Origin of the sequence: Streptomyces sp. NPDC020983 (genome assembly GCF_044333485.1) — a bacterium.
GTDB lineage: Bacteria > Actinomycetota > Actinomycetes > Streptomycetales > Streptomycetaceae > Actinacidiphila.
The window spans coordinates 440,350-453,992 of record NZ_JBIRRA010000003.1 but is presented as its reverse complement, the minus strand read 5'-3'; the positions used below and the strand labels follow the sequence as shown (position 1 = coordinate 453,992).

The window sequence follows — 13,643 nt, the reverse complement described above, 5'->3', positions numbered from 1 at the left end:
TGACATGTCATAAGGAGCGCGATGGATCGCAGGGACGACGCCCCCGCCTACCCCGTGGGACTGCGCCTGGCGGGTCGCCGGGTCGTGGTGGTCGGCGGTGGCCAGGTCGCCCAGCGGCGGCTGCCCGCGCTGCTGTCGGCCGGCGCCGACGTCGTCGTCGTCGCGCCGGAGGTGACCCCCTCCGTCGAGGCGATGGCCGATGCCGGTGAGCTGCGCTGGGAGCGCCGCCCCTACCGTTCGGGCGACCTCGCCGAGGCCTGGTACGCGCTGGTCGCCACGCGCGACCCGGCGGCGAACGCGGCGGCCTCCGCGGAAGCGGAGGAGCGCCGCGTGTGGTGCGTGCGCAGCGACAACGCGCGCGAGGCCTCCGCGTGGACACCGGCGACCGGCCGCACCGACGGCCTGACCGTCGCCGTCCTGAGCGGCGGTGACCCGCGCCGCAGCGCCGGCGTGCGGGACGCCGTGGTCGAGGGGCTGCGCGACGGCACCCTCGTGTCGCCCCGGTACCGCGACCGCACCCCGGGTGTCGCGCTCGTCGGCGGCGGCCCGGGCGACCCGGACCTGATCACCGTGCGCGGCCGCCGCCTCCTCGCCGCGGCGGACGTCGTGATCGCCGACCGGCTCGGTCCGCGCGACCTGCTGGACGAACTGCCGCCGCACGTCGAGGTGATCGACGCGGCGAAGATCCCGTACGGCCGGGCGATGGCCCAGGAGGCCATCAACGCCGCCCTGATCGAGCACGCGAAGGCCGGGAAGGCCGTCGTGCGGCTCAAGGGCGGCGACCCGTTCGTCTTCGGCCGCGGCATGGAGGAGGCGCAGGCCCTCGCCGCCGCGGGCATCCCGGTGACCGTCGTCCCCGGCATCTCCAGCTCGATCAGCGTGCCGGGCGCGGCGGGCATCCCGGTCACCCACCGGGGCGTGGCGCACGAGTTCACCGTGGTGAGCGGCCACTTCGCCCCGGACGACGCCCGCTCGCTCGTCGACTGGCCCGCGCTGGCGCGGATGCGCGGCACGCTCGTGCTGCTGATGGCCGTGGAGCGGATCGGCGCGATCGCGGACGCCCTGATCGCGGGCGGCCGGCCGGCGGGTACTCCGGTCGCGGTGGTGCAGGAGGGCACGACAGCGGCGCAGCGCCGGGTGGACGCCACGCTCGCCTCGGTGGCCCGCACCGTCACCGAGGAGGGCGTGCGGCCGCCCGCGGTCGTGGTCGTCGGCGACGTGGTGACGGTGGGCGGGCCGGGCGGCGCGTACACCGAGGGCAACGTCCATGGCTGAACCGGTCGCGGTCACCGACCCGGACGACCCGCGGCTGCACGACTACACCGGCCTCACCGACGTCGAGCTGCGGCGCCGCCGCGAGCCCGCGGAGGGCCTCTTCATCGCCGAGGGGCAGAAGGTGGTGCGGCGCGCCCTGGCGGCCGGGTACCCGATGCGCTCGATGCTGCTCACCGAGAAGTGGGTGGAGGCGCTGCGGGACGTCGTCGACGAGGTGCCCGCGCCCGTCTACGTCGTCGACGACGCGCTCGCCGAGCGCGTCACCGGCTACCACGTCCACCGCGGCGCGCTCGCCGCGATGCAGCGCAAGGCCCTGCCGGACGCGGCGGAGGTGCTCGCGGGCGCGCGCCGCGTCGTCGTGATGGAGGCCGTCAACGACCACACCAACATCGGCGCGATCTTCCGCAGTGCCGCCGCCCTCGGCATGGACGCCGTCCTGCTCTCCCCGGACTGCGCCGACCCGCTCTACCGCCGGTCGGTGAAGGTCTCGATGGGCGCGGTCTTCTCCGTGCCCTACGCCCGGCTGGAGGCCTGGCCGCGCGATCTGTACGGCACCGTGAAGGAGGCCGGCTTCCGGCTGCTGGCGCTCACCCCGGCGGAGCGGGCGACCGCGCTGCCGGAGCTGCCGGTCGCCGGAATCCCGCGGCTGGCGCTGCTGCTGGGCGCCGAGGGCCCGGGCCTCAGCACGAAGGCGCTGGCCGCGGCCGACACCCTCGTCCGCATCCCGATGTCCCACGACATCGACTCGCTCAACGTGGGCGCGGCCGCCGCGGTGGCCTTCTACGCCGTGGCCGCCGGCGCGTAATTCCGTAAGGAATACGCCTCGCACAAAGAATTGCCGGTGCCCATTACCCGCCCCGGCCGCGCGATATTGCGCCGCACCCCCATAAGCGATCGCCCTGTGCGCAGGCTGTGGATTCCTCCCCCTGCCGTCCGGGGCCGTGGTGCTAGGGTTGCCGTAATCCTGGTACGGGGCAGCGGAGATGGGTGCACATGAAAATTCTTGTCACCGGCGGCGCGGGCTATATCGGCAGTACGGTCGCGAGCGCGCTGCTGGACGAGGGGCACACCCCGGTCATCCTGGACAGCCTGGTCACCGGGCTCGAAGAGTTCACCGAGGGCCGGGTGTTCTACCGCGGGGACATCGCGGACGGCGCGCTCCTGGACCGTATTTTCGGCGAGCACCCGGACATCACCGCGGCGGTGCACTGCGCGGCGCTGATCGTCGTCCCCGATTCGGTGGCCGAACCGCTGCGCTACTACCGGGAAAACGTGGCGAAGACCATCGCGCTTCTCGAACACCTGGAACGCAACGGCTGCCGCCGCGTCCTCTTCAGCTCGTCGGCCTCGGTCTACCAGCCGGACGCGGACTTCACCGTCGACGAGGATTCGCCGGTGGCGGCCGGCAGCCCCTACGCGCAGACCAAGGCCGTCATCGACCGCATCCTCGCCGACACCGCCGCCGGCACGGACCTGCGCGCGGTGTCGCTGCGCTACTTCAACCCCATCGGCGCCGACCCGCGCATGCGCACCGGCCTCCAGATCCGCGAACCCTCGCACGCGCTCGGCAAGATGATCGCCGCATGGGAGGGCGGCGACGTCTTCCGCGTGACGGGCGTGGACTGGCCCACCGCCGACGGCAGCGGCATCCGCGACTACATCCACGTCTGGGACCTCGCGCGCGCCCACGTCGCCGCGCTCACCCGCTTCGACGACATCGTCGGCGGCGACCGGCCCCCGTACCTCGTCGTCAACCTCGGTACGGGCAAGGGCACCACCGTGCGCGAGCTGGCCGCGGCCTTCGGCGAGGTCACCGGCACCCCGCTGCGCACCGAGGACGCACCGAGCCGGCCCGGGGACGTGGCAGGCGCGTACACCCGCACCGGCCGCTCCGCCCGGCTGCTCGGCTGGAAGCCGGAGTACGACGTGCGCGACGGCATCCGCGACTCCCTCACCTGGCGCGGCAGGCTGCTGGAACTGCTGGGCCCGGTCGAGGACTGAGCCGGAGCCGGGAGCAGGCCGGCGGGGAGCCCCCCCGCCGGCCCGCCCGCGCGTCAGGGCGCCGGCGGCAGGCCGACCCGGGCCGCCAGCAGGCGGCGGTGGTGGCCGGGGGAGCCCAGCGCGATCTGATCGGCCTTCGCGCGCTTGAGGTACAGATGCGCGGGGTGCTCCCAGGTCATGCCGATGCCCCCGTGCAGCTGTACCGCCTCCTCCGCGGCGTGCACCGCGACGGGCGAGACGTACGCCTGCGCCACCGCCACCGCCACCGCGATCTCCGCCTCGGCCGTCTGCGCCGGCGACTCCCCGGCCGCCAGCGCGGCGGCCGCGCTGCGCGCCGCGGCACGCGCCGACACCACCTCCAGCCACAGATCGGCCAGCCGGTGCTTGAGCGCCTGGAAGGAGCCCACGACCCGGCCGAACTGGTGGCGCTGCTTCAGGTAGCCGACCGTCTCGTCCAGGCACCACTGCGCCGTGCCCAGCTGCTCCGACGCCAGCAGTCCCGCCCCGGTCAGCAGCGCCCGCTCCAGCGCCGCCCGCGCCGTGTCCCCGGCGGCCAGCAGCCGCCCCGGCACGCCCTCCAGCGTCACGTCGGCCAGCGGCCGGGTCAGGTCCAGGCTCACCGGCCGCCGCACCTGCACCGCCTCCGCGGCCACCTCGTGGAGCGCGGGCCCGTCCGGGCCCTCCGCCGGCACCACGAGGACGCCCGCGGTGAGCGCGTCGGCCACACTCGTCACCGTGCCCGACAGCCGCCCCGCCGCGTCGGCCCGCACGCCCGCCGGGAAGCCGCCGCCCGGCGCGGCCGGCAGCGGCACCGCAAGGGCCGCCGTGACCTCGCCGCACGCCAGCCGGCCGAGCAGCGGGGCCGCCGCGTCACCGGCGCCCGCGCAGCCCAGCAGCGCCGTGGCGGCGAGCACCGCGCTGCCGAGGAAGGGCGTCGGGGCCACCGCGCCGCCCAGCTCCTCCAGGACCACTGCGGCCTCCCGGGCCGAGGCCCCCTGCCCGCCGTACTCCTCGGGCACCAGCAGCCCGGCCAGACCCAGTTCGCTGGCCAGCACGCGCCACAGCGCGGGGTCGTACGGCTCGTCCGTCTCGATCCGGCCCAGCACCGCGGCCGGGCCGCAGCGGTCGGCGAGCACCGAGCGGACCGCCGCGCGCAGGTCGTCCTCGACCTCGGAGTACAGCAGGCCGGGCGCCGCGGGGGAGTGCGTCGTGGCGGTCATCGGGGCAGGTCCTTCCACGGGACGTCCTTGTCGTTGCGCGGCTCGGCGGGCAGCCCGAGCACGCGCTCGGCCACGATGTTCCGGAGGATCTCGGACGTGCCGCCCTCGATCGAGTTGCCCTTCGCCCGCAGGTAGCGGTAGCCCGCGTCACGCCCGTAGAAGTCGACACTGTCCGGGCGCACCATCGTCCAGTCGCCGTAGCGCAGCCCCTGCTCGCCCAGCAGCTCCAGCTCCAGCCCGCTGAGCTGCTGGTTCAGCCGGGCCATCGACAGCTTCAGACCCGAGCCCTCGGGGCCCGGGGTGCCCGCCGCCATCTGCTGCCGCACCCGCTCGGCGGTCAGCCGCGCCACCTCCGACTCCACCCACAGCGTCAGCAGCCGGTCGTGCAGCTCGGGGGTGCGCAGCTCCGGGCGCTCCCGCCAGGTCGCCGCGACCGGCCCGATCATGCCGCTCTCGCGCGGCACCGACGAGCCGCCGCCGATCGCGACCCGCTCGTTCATCAGCGTCGCCTGCGCCACCCGCCAGCCGTCCCCCACCGCGCCCAGCCGGTGCGCGTCCGGGATCCGCACGCCGGTCAGGAAGACCTCGTTGAACTCCGCCTCCCCGGTGATCTGCCGCAGCGGCCGCACCTCCACGCCGGGATCGGTCATGTCACACACGAAGTACGTGATGCCGCGGTGCTTGGGCGCCTCCGGGTCGGTGCGGGCGATGAGGATCGCCCAGCGCGCGGTGTGGGCACTGGACGTCCACACCTTCTGGCCGTCCACGACCCACCCGTCCCCGTCCCGTGCCGCGCGCGTCCGCAGCCCCGCCAGGTCCGAGCCCGCGCCCGGCTCGCTGAAGAGCTGGCACCAGACCTCCTCGCCCGTCCACAGCGGCCGCAGGAAACGGGCCTGCTGCTCGGCGGTGCCGTACGCGAGGATCGTCGGGGCCGCCATGCCCAGGCCGATGCCGATCCGCCGCGGTTCGTTGTCCGGCGCCCCGGCCGCCACCAGCACCTCGTCCACCACCCCCTGCAGCGCCCGGGGCGCCCCCAGCCCCCCGAGCCCCACCGGGAAGTGCACCCAGGCCAGCCCGGCGTCGAACCGCGCCCGCAGGAACTCCAGCGCCGGCGTACTCCCCGGCGGATGCGCCGCGAGCAACGCCCGCGCCCGCTCCCGCACCTCGCCCGCCTCAACACTCCCCATAGCGCAGCCGCCCCTTCCACTCCACCGACTAAGCAAGCGCTTGTTTACGTTACTCCTCCCCGACCCTCCACGTCGCGCCCGGAGCCACCCCTTTTCCCCGACGCCCGGGCACGGTCGCCCTCCCACGCCAGACGGCCCCGCCGCTGGGGGCCGGACTGCGCGCTCGTCCGTGGGCGGGGCGTGGTCGACCGCCCGTGGCAGTGGCACCTCGTGGGGGACGGGGGTGCGTTCGCCGTGGTGGGGGGTGTGTCGGCCGCGCACGTCAGGTGGGGGCCTCCGGGGGGCGGGGGACTGTGCGCTCGTCCGTGGTGGGGGCGCAGCCGACCCCCGTCTGGTGGCACCCCGTTGGGGCGAGGGGCGCGCGTTCGCCGTGGTGGGGGGGGGCGTGTCGGCCGCGCACGTCAGGCGGCACCCGGGGGTGCGCGGGGAATTGCGCACGCAGCGTCGACGGCGGGCGCAGCCGTCCGCCCGCGTCAGGGGGCACCTGGCCGGGGGTGCGGGAACGCTCAGCCGCGGTGAGGGCCCCGCCGTGGCGACGGCAACCACCCCTCAGAAGTGATGACACCCCTGCACCGTCGCGATGATGGCCGCCGCCAGCAGCGTCACGACCACGAACACCGCGAGCCGCTGCCGCATGAGGCGCCGCCTCCCGGCCCCCGGCGTCCCGGGCCGCCGCCCGCCCGGCGTCCGTCCCGGCGTCCGCGCCGGTGTCCGCGCCGCCCCCGTGCGGGCCGACGGCATCGTGGCCTTCACCGTCGGCTTCGCCCCGCCCGTGGCGGGTCCGGCGGCGCGGCCCGCCGCCCCACCCGCGCCGGGGGAGTCGAGCCGCGGCGGCGTCCGCCGCTGCGTCCGCTGCTGCGCGTACTCCTCCGCCCGGCGCCCGACGGGCCGTTCCGGCCGCGGCCCGGCCGCCTTGGGCAGCCCCTCGCGGCGCGGCGCGCCGATGCCGCGGGCCTCGCGCGCCGCGATCTCGGACAGCCGCTCCGAGAGCTGCGTCGTGCTCGGCCGCTCCTCCGGGTCCTTGGCCAGGCAGGCGTAGACGAGCGGTGCGAGCGCGTCCGGCACGGCCCCGAGATCGGGCTCCTCGTGGACGACCCGGTAGAGCATGACCTCCGAGCTGCCCTGCCCGAAGGGTGAGTCCGCGGTGGCGGCGTACGCGAGCGTCGCGCCGAAGGCGAAGACGTCGGTGGCCGGTGTGACGGGCATTCCGCGCACCTGCTCGGGCGCGAGGAACCCGGGCGAGCCGACCGCCGTCCCGACGTGCGTGAGCGTGCTCGCGCCCGTCGCCCAGGCGATGCCGAAGTCGATGATGCGCGGGCCTTTGGGGGACAGCAGGATGTTGGACGGCTTGAGGTCGCGGTGGACGACCCCGGCCTCGTGCACCGCGACCAGGCCCTCGGCGAGCGCCGCGCCCATCGAGGCGGTCTCCGTGGCGGAGAGCACGCCGTGCTCGGCGACCTTGTCGTGCAGCGAGGGCCCCGGCACGTACTGCGTGGCGAACCAGGGGCGCTCCGCCTCCAGGTCCGCCGCGACCAGCCGCGCGGTGCAGCCGCCGCGGATCCGCCGGGCGGCGGACACCTCGCGGGCGAAGCGCGACCGGAACTCCTGGTCCTCCGCCAGCTCCGGCCGGATCACCTTCAGCGCGACCCGCTGGCCGCGCTTGTCCGCCCCCAGGTAGACCACGCCCATGCCGCCCGCGCCGAGCCGCCGGTGCAGCCGGAAGGCGCCCACGACCCGCGGATCTTCGCGCCGCAGCCGCATCATCGCCATGTCCGTACCCCTGCCTCCGGTGGGGGCGGACCCCACTGCTGCTCCACTGCCGCCGCGTCCGCCGCTGCTGCCCGGCGGGCCGGGCCGGCGGCCGCGCGGGCCGCCCACAGCTTACGGACTCACCTCCCGTCGCGCGGTGAAGGCCCGCAGGCGACGGGCCGTGAATTGTCAGTGCCGGGTGGGAAGCTGGAAGCAACGGTGAGGTGCCGGCCCGACAGGGGGCCGCCGCCTGGCCGCGATCCGCCAACGGTCCATCCTGCGAAGGGGAATGACGCCGTGAAAGGTGATCGCGTGGAGATAGTCGTCGACGCGGGGGACAGCACCCGCACGTATGAGGTCGTCGCCACCCGGGCCGGCCGCCGGGTGGAGTCCGCGGTGCGCCGCGGGGTCGTGGAAGTGAGCGAGGTCACGAGGAGCGGGACGGTCGTGCGGACCGCGCGCTTCATGGCCACGCGGGTCCTCGCGCTGGTCGAGCAGCCCGTGCCGAGGGACGACGAGCGGGCCGAGGAGAGCGCGCAGGAGCGGGCCGCCGGGTAGCGGGCGGCTCAGGTATCACCCTGGGTGCCGGGGGAGCGGGATCCACCCAGGGGAGTAGACGAGGCGGCCGTCGTCATCCTCCGGGAGGCCGTCGAAGGGGTACCAGGGCCTGACGACCGGGGCCCTGGGCGCGCCTAGTGTGGAGATCAAGCGGCGGGCGGAGCACTCGTCCCCCGAGGTCAAGCGCCCGCCGCCCAAGACGTACAGCCAGATTGCACAGCGAACGACCACACGGCGGATCCCGGAAGGGGCGGGTATGGCGAACACGGTCACGCGCACGGCGCGCGGCGTGCGCGCCCCCCGGCGGAACGGGTCCCGGCACCCGCTGGTGGCGGCGGCCATGGTGCTGCCGCTGGCCGCCCTGCTCGCCTACCTCTTCGGCGGGGTGGACGCGGTGGTCGTACAGGCGTCGTCCGTGGCCGGCCTGCTGGGGCGCTGAAAGGCGCTCCGACCCGGAAGAGCGGTCCGGGTCAGGGACTCACCGGCGGACCCCGTGGGGACGGGGGTAGGACGGACGACTGCGCTTGCCCGGGCATCCCTTGCGGATGCCCGGGCACTGCGCTGTCCGGCTCCGCCCGGCGTGAGCGACGACCGATACCGGCGCGCCCTCCCCGGGCTCCGGGCCCCCGGGCCTCCCCGGCTCTCGGCTTCCCGGGTCACCGGCCTCCCCAACCCCCGGGCCATCCGGGCCTCCGGGCCGGTCTCCCCGGCCTCCGGCCCCCCAGCCCTCCGGTCCGGCGGCCCCCGACCCTCCCCGGTTCTTGGGGCCCCCCGGCCCCCCGGCCCGGCGGCCCCGGGCCCCCGCCCTCCGGGCCATCCCGCCGCCACTGCGGCCCGCCGGGCCTCCCCAGCCCCCAACCCCCGGGCCATCCGGGCCTCCGGGCCGGTCGCCCCTGGGCCCCCGGGCCTCCGGCTTCCCGGCCCGCGGCCTCCGGGCCCCCAGCCCTCCGGTCCGGCGGCCCCCGGGCCCCCGACCTCCCCCCGGGTCACCGGCCTCCCCGGCCCCCGCCCCCGCGGCCGGGAGGACAGCCGGGCCCACCCGGACACGGCGCATGCCGGGTGTCCGCGGCGGGCGTTTCCGGGGGCAACCCGGACGGCCCCCGGGCGACCGGCTTCGCCGGGCCGCAGTGGCGGCGGGATGCTTGACTGGGCCAATGACGACCACGGGGGAGCAGTCCGGAGCCGCCCGGCGGGGCGGGACGGTCCGTATCGACCGGCAGGCGGTACGCCGTCGCAGTGCCGTCCCGGTCGCCGACGACGCCCTCGTCACCGCCCTCGCCGCGACGGCGGCGGCCGCCGCCCGGCGCACCCCGCAGGCGGCCCGGCGGGCAGCCGGGCCGCTGGCCGCCCAGCCCACCGTGCCCGCCGCCACCACCGTGCTCGCCGACCGCCCCGACGGCACGGTCGTACGGGTCGGCGCGGTCGTGGCCAAGGCGCACGCGCCCGGTACGGACGCCGCCGCGCTCGCCGTCCGTGTCGGCGTCGCCGGCCACCCGGCGGTGCGCGGCATCCTGCTGGCCCCCCTGCCGCAGGGCGCGCCCGCGCAGGGGGCCGGTGCGGGTCCCGCGGTCCTGTCCGTGGCCGCGGGCGGCCGCCCCGTGAGTGCCTGGCCCTACGGTGTGCCGGTCGACCGGCACGACCCGGGGGCCGCGCCCTGGGCGGAGGCGGCGGCGCTGCTCGCCCGGCTCCACCAGGTGCCGCCGGGCGTCCTGCCGGGCCCGCTGCCGCCGATGCGCGGCCCCGCGAAGGCCGCGCTCGCCGTGGCCCGGCTGCGTGGCGTCGCGGACTCGGCGGCGGCCCGTACCGTACGGCGGGCGTGGCGGCGGCTCCCCGCGTGGGCCAGGGACGAGGCCCCGCGCCCGGGGCCCGCCGCGCTCTGCCACGGTGATCTGCACCTGGGCCAGCTCGTACGGCACCCGGCGCCCGACGGTCCCTGGCAGCTCATCGACGTCGACGACCTGGGCACGGGGCCGGCCGCGTGGGATCTGGCGCGCCCCGCGATGTGGTTCGCCGCGGGCCTGCTGGAGCCGGAGGCGTGGGCGCGTTTCCTGGCCGCCTACCGCGCCGCGGGCGGCCCCGCCGTGCCGCCGGAGGGCGACCCCTGGGGGCAACTGGACGTGCCCGCGCGGGCGCTGGCGGTCCAGACCGCGGCGATCGGCGTCGCCAAGGCGGCCCGCGACGGGCGCGAGCTCGACGAGGCCGAGTCCGAACTCGTGGCCACCTGCGCCCGTATCGCCCATCTAGAGTGAACTCACGTGTTCGAAGCGAGGAGTTGATTCGACGATGGTCTGTCCCAAGTGCCACGGCCAGATGCAGACGTTCAACCGCAGTGGCGTCCAGATCGAGCAGTGCCTGAACTGCCGCGGCATCTTCCTCGACTACGGCGAGCTCGAGGCCCTGACGCAGCTCGAAGGCAAGTGGAACCAGCCCGCCCCGCCGCCGCAGGCCTACCCGGCCGCCCCCGTCCCGCCGCCCGCCTACCCGCAGGCCCCCGGCTGGGGCGCCCCGCAGTACGGCCACGGGCACGGCCACGGCCACGGGCACAAGCACCACGGCCACGGCGGCTTCGCACACATGCTCTTCTCGTCCTGACCCGGCGGCCGGCCCACCCGGGCCGGCCGCGTCCCGCCAGGCCCACGGCAGAGGGCCCGGAAGCCGATGCTTCCGGGCCCTCTGCCGTACGCTGCGTGCCGCCGTCACCGGCTGCTGGTGGACGATACTGGGATTGAACCAGTGACCTCTTCCGTGTCAGGGAAGCGCTCTCCCGCTGAGCTAATCGTCCGGGATGGCGTGCGCCCACGAGGGGCGCCGAACCGCGTGCGCGATACTGGGATTGAACCAGTGACCTCTTCCGTGTCAGGGAAGCGCTCTCCCGCTGAGCTAATCGCGCGGGAAGGTGCTGCTCAGAGCCCTGTAGGGCTCAGTGGACGATACTGGGATTGAACCAGTGACCTCTTCCGTGTCAGGGAAGCGCTCTCCCGCTGAGCTAATCGTCCTTGGAGGTGGAGACGGGATTTGAACCCGTGTAGACGGCTTTGCAGGCCGTTGCCTCGCCTCTCGGCCACTCCACCAACAGCGGAGGCTCCCAGAGGGATCCCCCACATCGAGCGGACGACGAGATTCGAACTCGCGACCCTCACCTTGGCAAGGTGATGCTCTACCAACTGAGCCACGTCCGCAGGTCTGCTCCGCAACAACTCCGGGGCGACGCGTTGAACTCTAGCGGATTCCGGGTCCAGCTCAAAAACCGGTTTCCGCAGCGTGCCGGGCCAATGACGGCGAGTTGGCGCCGCGGCGGTCCCCGGGCCGCCCCGCGCGAGCGCTCCGCGGGCCGTGTGCGGGAGGGGTGAAAGCCCTGCGTGCGTGCCGTGCGCGGCTCCCCGCACGCCCCGCCGGGGCCCTCCCGGCCGTGACGGCCCGCCCACCTTAGACTCGGGTTCCGACCGCTCCAGCCTCCCGGGGAAGCACCGTGCGCGATCTCGTCCCGCTGGCCCGCTTCCACGGGCTGGTCGCCACCGGGCTGCGTGACGTCACCGCGGATCCGGCGGCGCTGGACTCCGCGGGCTTCTGGGCGGTCGTCGCGGACTTCGAGGGCCGCGTGCGCTGCGCCCGCTTCGCCGACGTCCGCCGCCTCCCGCGCTCCGGCATCGGACCGGACACCGGCGCCGCGGCCGCCGCCCGGGCCGCCCACTGGCGCGGCCCCGACGCGGCCGCCTGGACGTCCTCCCTGGACCGCGGCGCCTACGAGTCCGGTGTGCGCGCCATCCGCGCCCGTATCGCCGCCGGCGACGTCTACCAGGTCAATCTCTGCCGCGTGCTGCGCGCCCCGCTGCCGGCCGGCCCCGGCGGCGGGGCACCGGACGTCGACGCGCTCGCGGCCGTCCTGGAGCTGGGCAACCCCGCGCCCTACGCGGCGACCGTCCGGCTGCCCGCCCACGGCGTCGAGGTCGCCACCGCCTCGCCCGAGCTGTTCCTGCGCCGCAGCGGCACGACCGTCGAGTCCGGCCCGATCAAGGGCACCGCGCCCACCGCGGACGACTTCCTGCCCAAGGACCACGCGGAGAACGTGATGATCGTCGACCTCGTGCGCAACGACCTGGGACGGGTCTGCACCACCGGCTCGGTCACCGTCCCCGCGCTGTGCGCGGTCGAACCGCACCCCGGGCTGACCCATCTCGTCTCGACGGTGCGGGGCGAGCTGCGTCCCGGCGCGGGCTGGCCCGAGCTGCTCGCCGCCGCCTTCCCGCCCGGCTCCGTCACCGGTGCGCCCAAGTCCAGCGCCCTGCGGGTCATCGGCGAGCTGGAGACGGCGCCGCGCGGCCCGTACTGCGGCGCGGTCGGCTGGGTCGACGCCGACCGCCGCACCGCCGCGCTCGCCGTCGGCATCCGCACCTTCTGGATCGGCCGCGACGCCGCCGGCCGCCCCGAACTGCGCTTCGGCACCGGCGCGGGAGTCACCTGGGGGTCCGACCCCGCGGGCGAGTGGGAGGAGACCGAGCTGAAGGCCCGGCGGCTGCTGGCGGTAGCGTCGGAGGTGGCGGGTCCGCAGCCCTCGCGCGAGAACGGCGCCGGGGCCGGCGGCACCAACGACAGCGGCAGTGGGAGGACACAGCGGTGAGGATCTGGGTGGACGGCGGGCTGCGGGACACCGCGGACGCCACCGTGTCGGTGCTCGACCACGGCCTGACCGTCGGCGACGGCGTCTTCGAGACGCTCAAGTCCACCGACGGCCACGCCTTCGCCCTCGACCGGCACCTGCGGCGGCTGACCCGCTCCGCGCTCGGCCTCGGCCTGCCCGAGCCGGACACCGCCGAGGTCGTCCGCGCGTGCGAGGCCGTTCTCGCCGCCAACCCGCTGCCGCACGGGCGGCTGCGGATCACGTACACCGGCGGCATCTCCCCGCTCGGCTCCGACCGCGGCGAATCCGGCCCCACCCTCGTCGTCGCCGCGAGCCCGTCCCCCGCGCACCCCGCGTCCGGCGCCGTCGTCACGGTGCCCTGGACGCGCAACGAACGCGGCGCCCTCACCGGCCTGAAGACCACCTCCTACGGCGAGAACGTCGTCGCCCTCGCCCGGGCCCGCGAGCAGGGCGCCACCGAGGCCGTCTTCGCCAACACCACGGGTCGGCTCTGCGAGGGCACCGGCTCCAACGTCTTCGTCGTCCTCGACGGCCGCCTCCTCACCCCTCCGCTCTCCTCCGGCTGCCTCGCCGGCATCACCAGGGAGCTCGTGATCGAGTGGTGCGGCGCCCTGGAGGAGGACCTGCCGTACGAGGCCCTGGGCGAGGCGGAGGAGGTCTTCATCACCTCCTCCCTGCGCGACCTCCAGCCCGTCGACCGGGTCGACGCCCGCGAACTGCCCGCCGCACCCGGCCCGGTGACGGCCAAGGCCATGGAGGTCTTCGCCGAGCGGGCCGCGGCGCACCCCAACCCGTAGCACCGCACGGTCCCGGGGCAACCCCCACCCGGCTGCGCCCGGGATTCGCGGCCACGGGTACCACCGGCCGTTCCGCGGCGCCCGGGTGGGCCCGGGGGCCGAATTCGCCCGCAGCCGCCCGGGTGGTCGGCATCGCGACCGCCACGGCCGCCGGTCCCGACCGGGCGTCCCGCGCGCCGAGAAGCGGGCCCCCTGCGCCGGGCGGGCCGGGCCCCCA

At 76.1% G+C, this 13,643-nt stretch carries 12 protein-coding genes and 5 tRNA genes; 9 read left to right on the top strand and 8 right to left on the bottom strand.

Going from position 1 to position 13,643, the window contains the following annotated elements; all coding sequences use genetic code 11:
* Positions 1–21: 21 nt before the first annotated feature.
* From cobA to galE, 3 genes are all read left to right on the top strand, one after another.
* Positions 22–1,275, top strand: coding sequence for a uroporphyrinogen-III C-methyltransferase (gene cobA / locus ACH4SE_RS08355; RefSeq protein ID WP_398542513.1), 1,254 nt, complete (start codon positions 22–24; stop codon positions 1,273–1,275).
* Positions 1,268–2,080 carry a TrmH family RNA methyltransferase gene (locus ACH4SE_RS08350; protein WP_398542512.1) on the top strand — a complete coding sequence of 271 codons (813 nt, stop codon included), beginning with the start codon at positions 1,268–1,270 and terminating at the stop codon, positions 2,078–2,080. Before cobA ends, ACH4SE_RS08350 begins: the two co-directional genes overlap by 8 nt.
* Before the next feature lie 188 nt (positions 2,081–2,268).
* The gene (gene galE, locus ACH4SE_RS08345; RefSeq protein WP_398542511.1) at positions 2,269–3,276 is read left to right on the top strand and encodes a UDP-glucose 4-epimerase GalE; all 1,008 of its coding nucleotides are present in this window, start codon (positions 2,269–2,271) and stop codon (positions 3,274–3,276) included.
* A gap of 53 nt (positions 3,277–3,329) precedes the next feature.
* Here the strand turns inward: galE and ACH4SE_RS08340 are convergent, their stop codons facing one another.
* The 3 genes from ACH4SE_RS08340 to ACH4SE_RS08330 form a co-directional block, all read right to left on the bottom strand.
* Complete coding sequence (locus ACH4SE_RS08340) at positions 3,330–4,496, bottom strand: acyl-CoA dehydrogenase family protein (RefSeq protein WP_398542510.1); 1,167 nt, start codon at positions 4,494–4,496, stop codon at positions 3,330–3,332.
* A complete protein-coding gene (locus ACH4SE_RS08335) occupies positions 4,493–5,683 on the bottom strand; it encodes an acyl-CoA dehydrogenase family protein (protein ID WP_398542509.1) in 1,191 nt (396 codons plus the stop codon). Before ACH4SE_RS08335 ends, ACH4SE_RS08340 begins: the two co-directional genes overlap by 4 nt.
* A 549-nt stretch (positions 5,684–6,232) precedes the next feature.
* Positions 6,233–7,453, bottom strand: coding sequence for a serine/threonine-protein kinase (locus tag ACH4SE_RS08330; protein ID WP_398542508.1), 1,221 nt, complete (start codon positions 7,451–7,453; stop codon positions 6,233–6,235).
* A 276-nt stretch (positions 7,454–7,729) separates the two neighbouring features.
* On the opposite strand from ACH4SE_RS08330, the gene ACH4SE_RS08325 reads away from it, so the two are divergent.
* From ACH4SE_RS08325 to ACH4SE_RS08310, 4 genes are all read left to right on the top strand, one after another.
* Complete coding sequence (locus ACH4SE_RS08325; RefSeq protein ID WP_398542507.1) at positions 7,730–7,990, top strand: hypothetical protein; 261 nt, start codon at positions 7,730–7,732, stop codon at positions 7,988–7,990.
* Between the two features lie 256 nt (positions 7,991–8,246).
* Positions 8,247–8,429: a hypothetical protein gene (locus ACH4SE_RS08320; protein ID WP_398542506.1), complete on the top strand. Its 183-nt coding sequence runs from the start codon at positions 8,247–8,249 to the stop codon at positions 8,427–8,429.
* A 715-nt stretch (positions 8,430–9,144) separates the two neighbouring features.
* Positions 9,145–10,239, top strand: a complete 1,095-nt coding sequence (locus tag ACH4SE_RS08315; protein WP_398542505.1) for a phosphotransferase family protein — start codon at positions 9,145–9,147, stop codon at positions 10,237–10,239.
* Between the two features lie 34 nt (positions 10,240–10,273).
* Positions 10,274–10,582, top strand: a complete 309-nt coding sequence (locus tag ACH4SE_RS08310) for a zf-TFIIB domain-containing protein (protein ID WP_398542504.1) — start codon at positions 10,274–10,276, stop codon at positions 10,580–10,582.
* Between the two features lie 115 nt (positions 10,583–10,697).
* Here ACH4SE_RS08310 and ACH4SE_RS08305 read toward each other — a convergent pair.
* The 5 genes from ACH4SE_RS08305 to ACH4SE_RS08285 all read right to left on the bottom strand — a co-directional run bounded on the left by ACH4SE_RS08305 (position 10,698) and on the right by ACH4SE_RS08285 (position 11,169).
* Positions 10,698–10,772, bottom strand: a tRNA-Val gene (locus ACH4SE_RS08305).
* A gap of 36 nt (positions 10,773–10,808) precedes the next feature.
* Positions 10,809–10,880 (bottom strand) — tRNA-Val (locus ACH4SE_RS08300).
* A 34-nt stretch (positions 10,881–10,914) separates the two neighbouring features.
* A tRNA-Val gene (locus tag ACH4SE_RS08295) sits at positions 10,915–10,986 on the bottom strand.
* A 1-nt stretch (position 10,987) separates the two neighbouring features.
* A tRNA-Cys gene (locus ACH4SE_RS08290) sits at positions 10,988–11,061 on the bottom strand.
* A gap of 35 nt (positions 11,062–11,096) precedes the next feature.
* Positions 11,097–11,169: transfer RNA gene (locus ACH4SE_RS08285), tRNA-Gly, on the bottom strand.
* 290 nt (positions 11,170–11,459) lie between these two features.
* On the opposite strand from ACH4SE_RS08285, the gene ACH4SE_RS08280 reads away from it, so the two are divergent.
* Positions 11,460–12,608, top strand: coding sequence for a chorismate-binding protein (locus ACH4SE_RS08280; protein ID WP_398542503.1), 1,149 nt, complete (start codon positions 11,460–11,462; stop codon positions 12,606–12,608).
* Entirely contained in the window at positions 12,605–13,426 is an 822-nt protein-coding gene (locus ACH4SE_RS08275; protein ID WP_398542502.1) for an aminotransferase class IV, read from the top strand. Before ACH4SE_RS08280 ends, ACH4SE_RS08275 begins: the two co-directional genes overlap by 4 nt.
* The last annotated feature ends 217 nt before the right edge of the window (positions 13,427–13,643 follow it).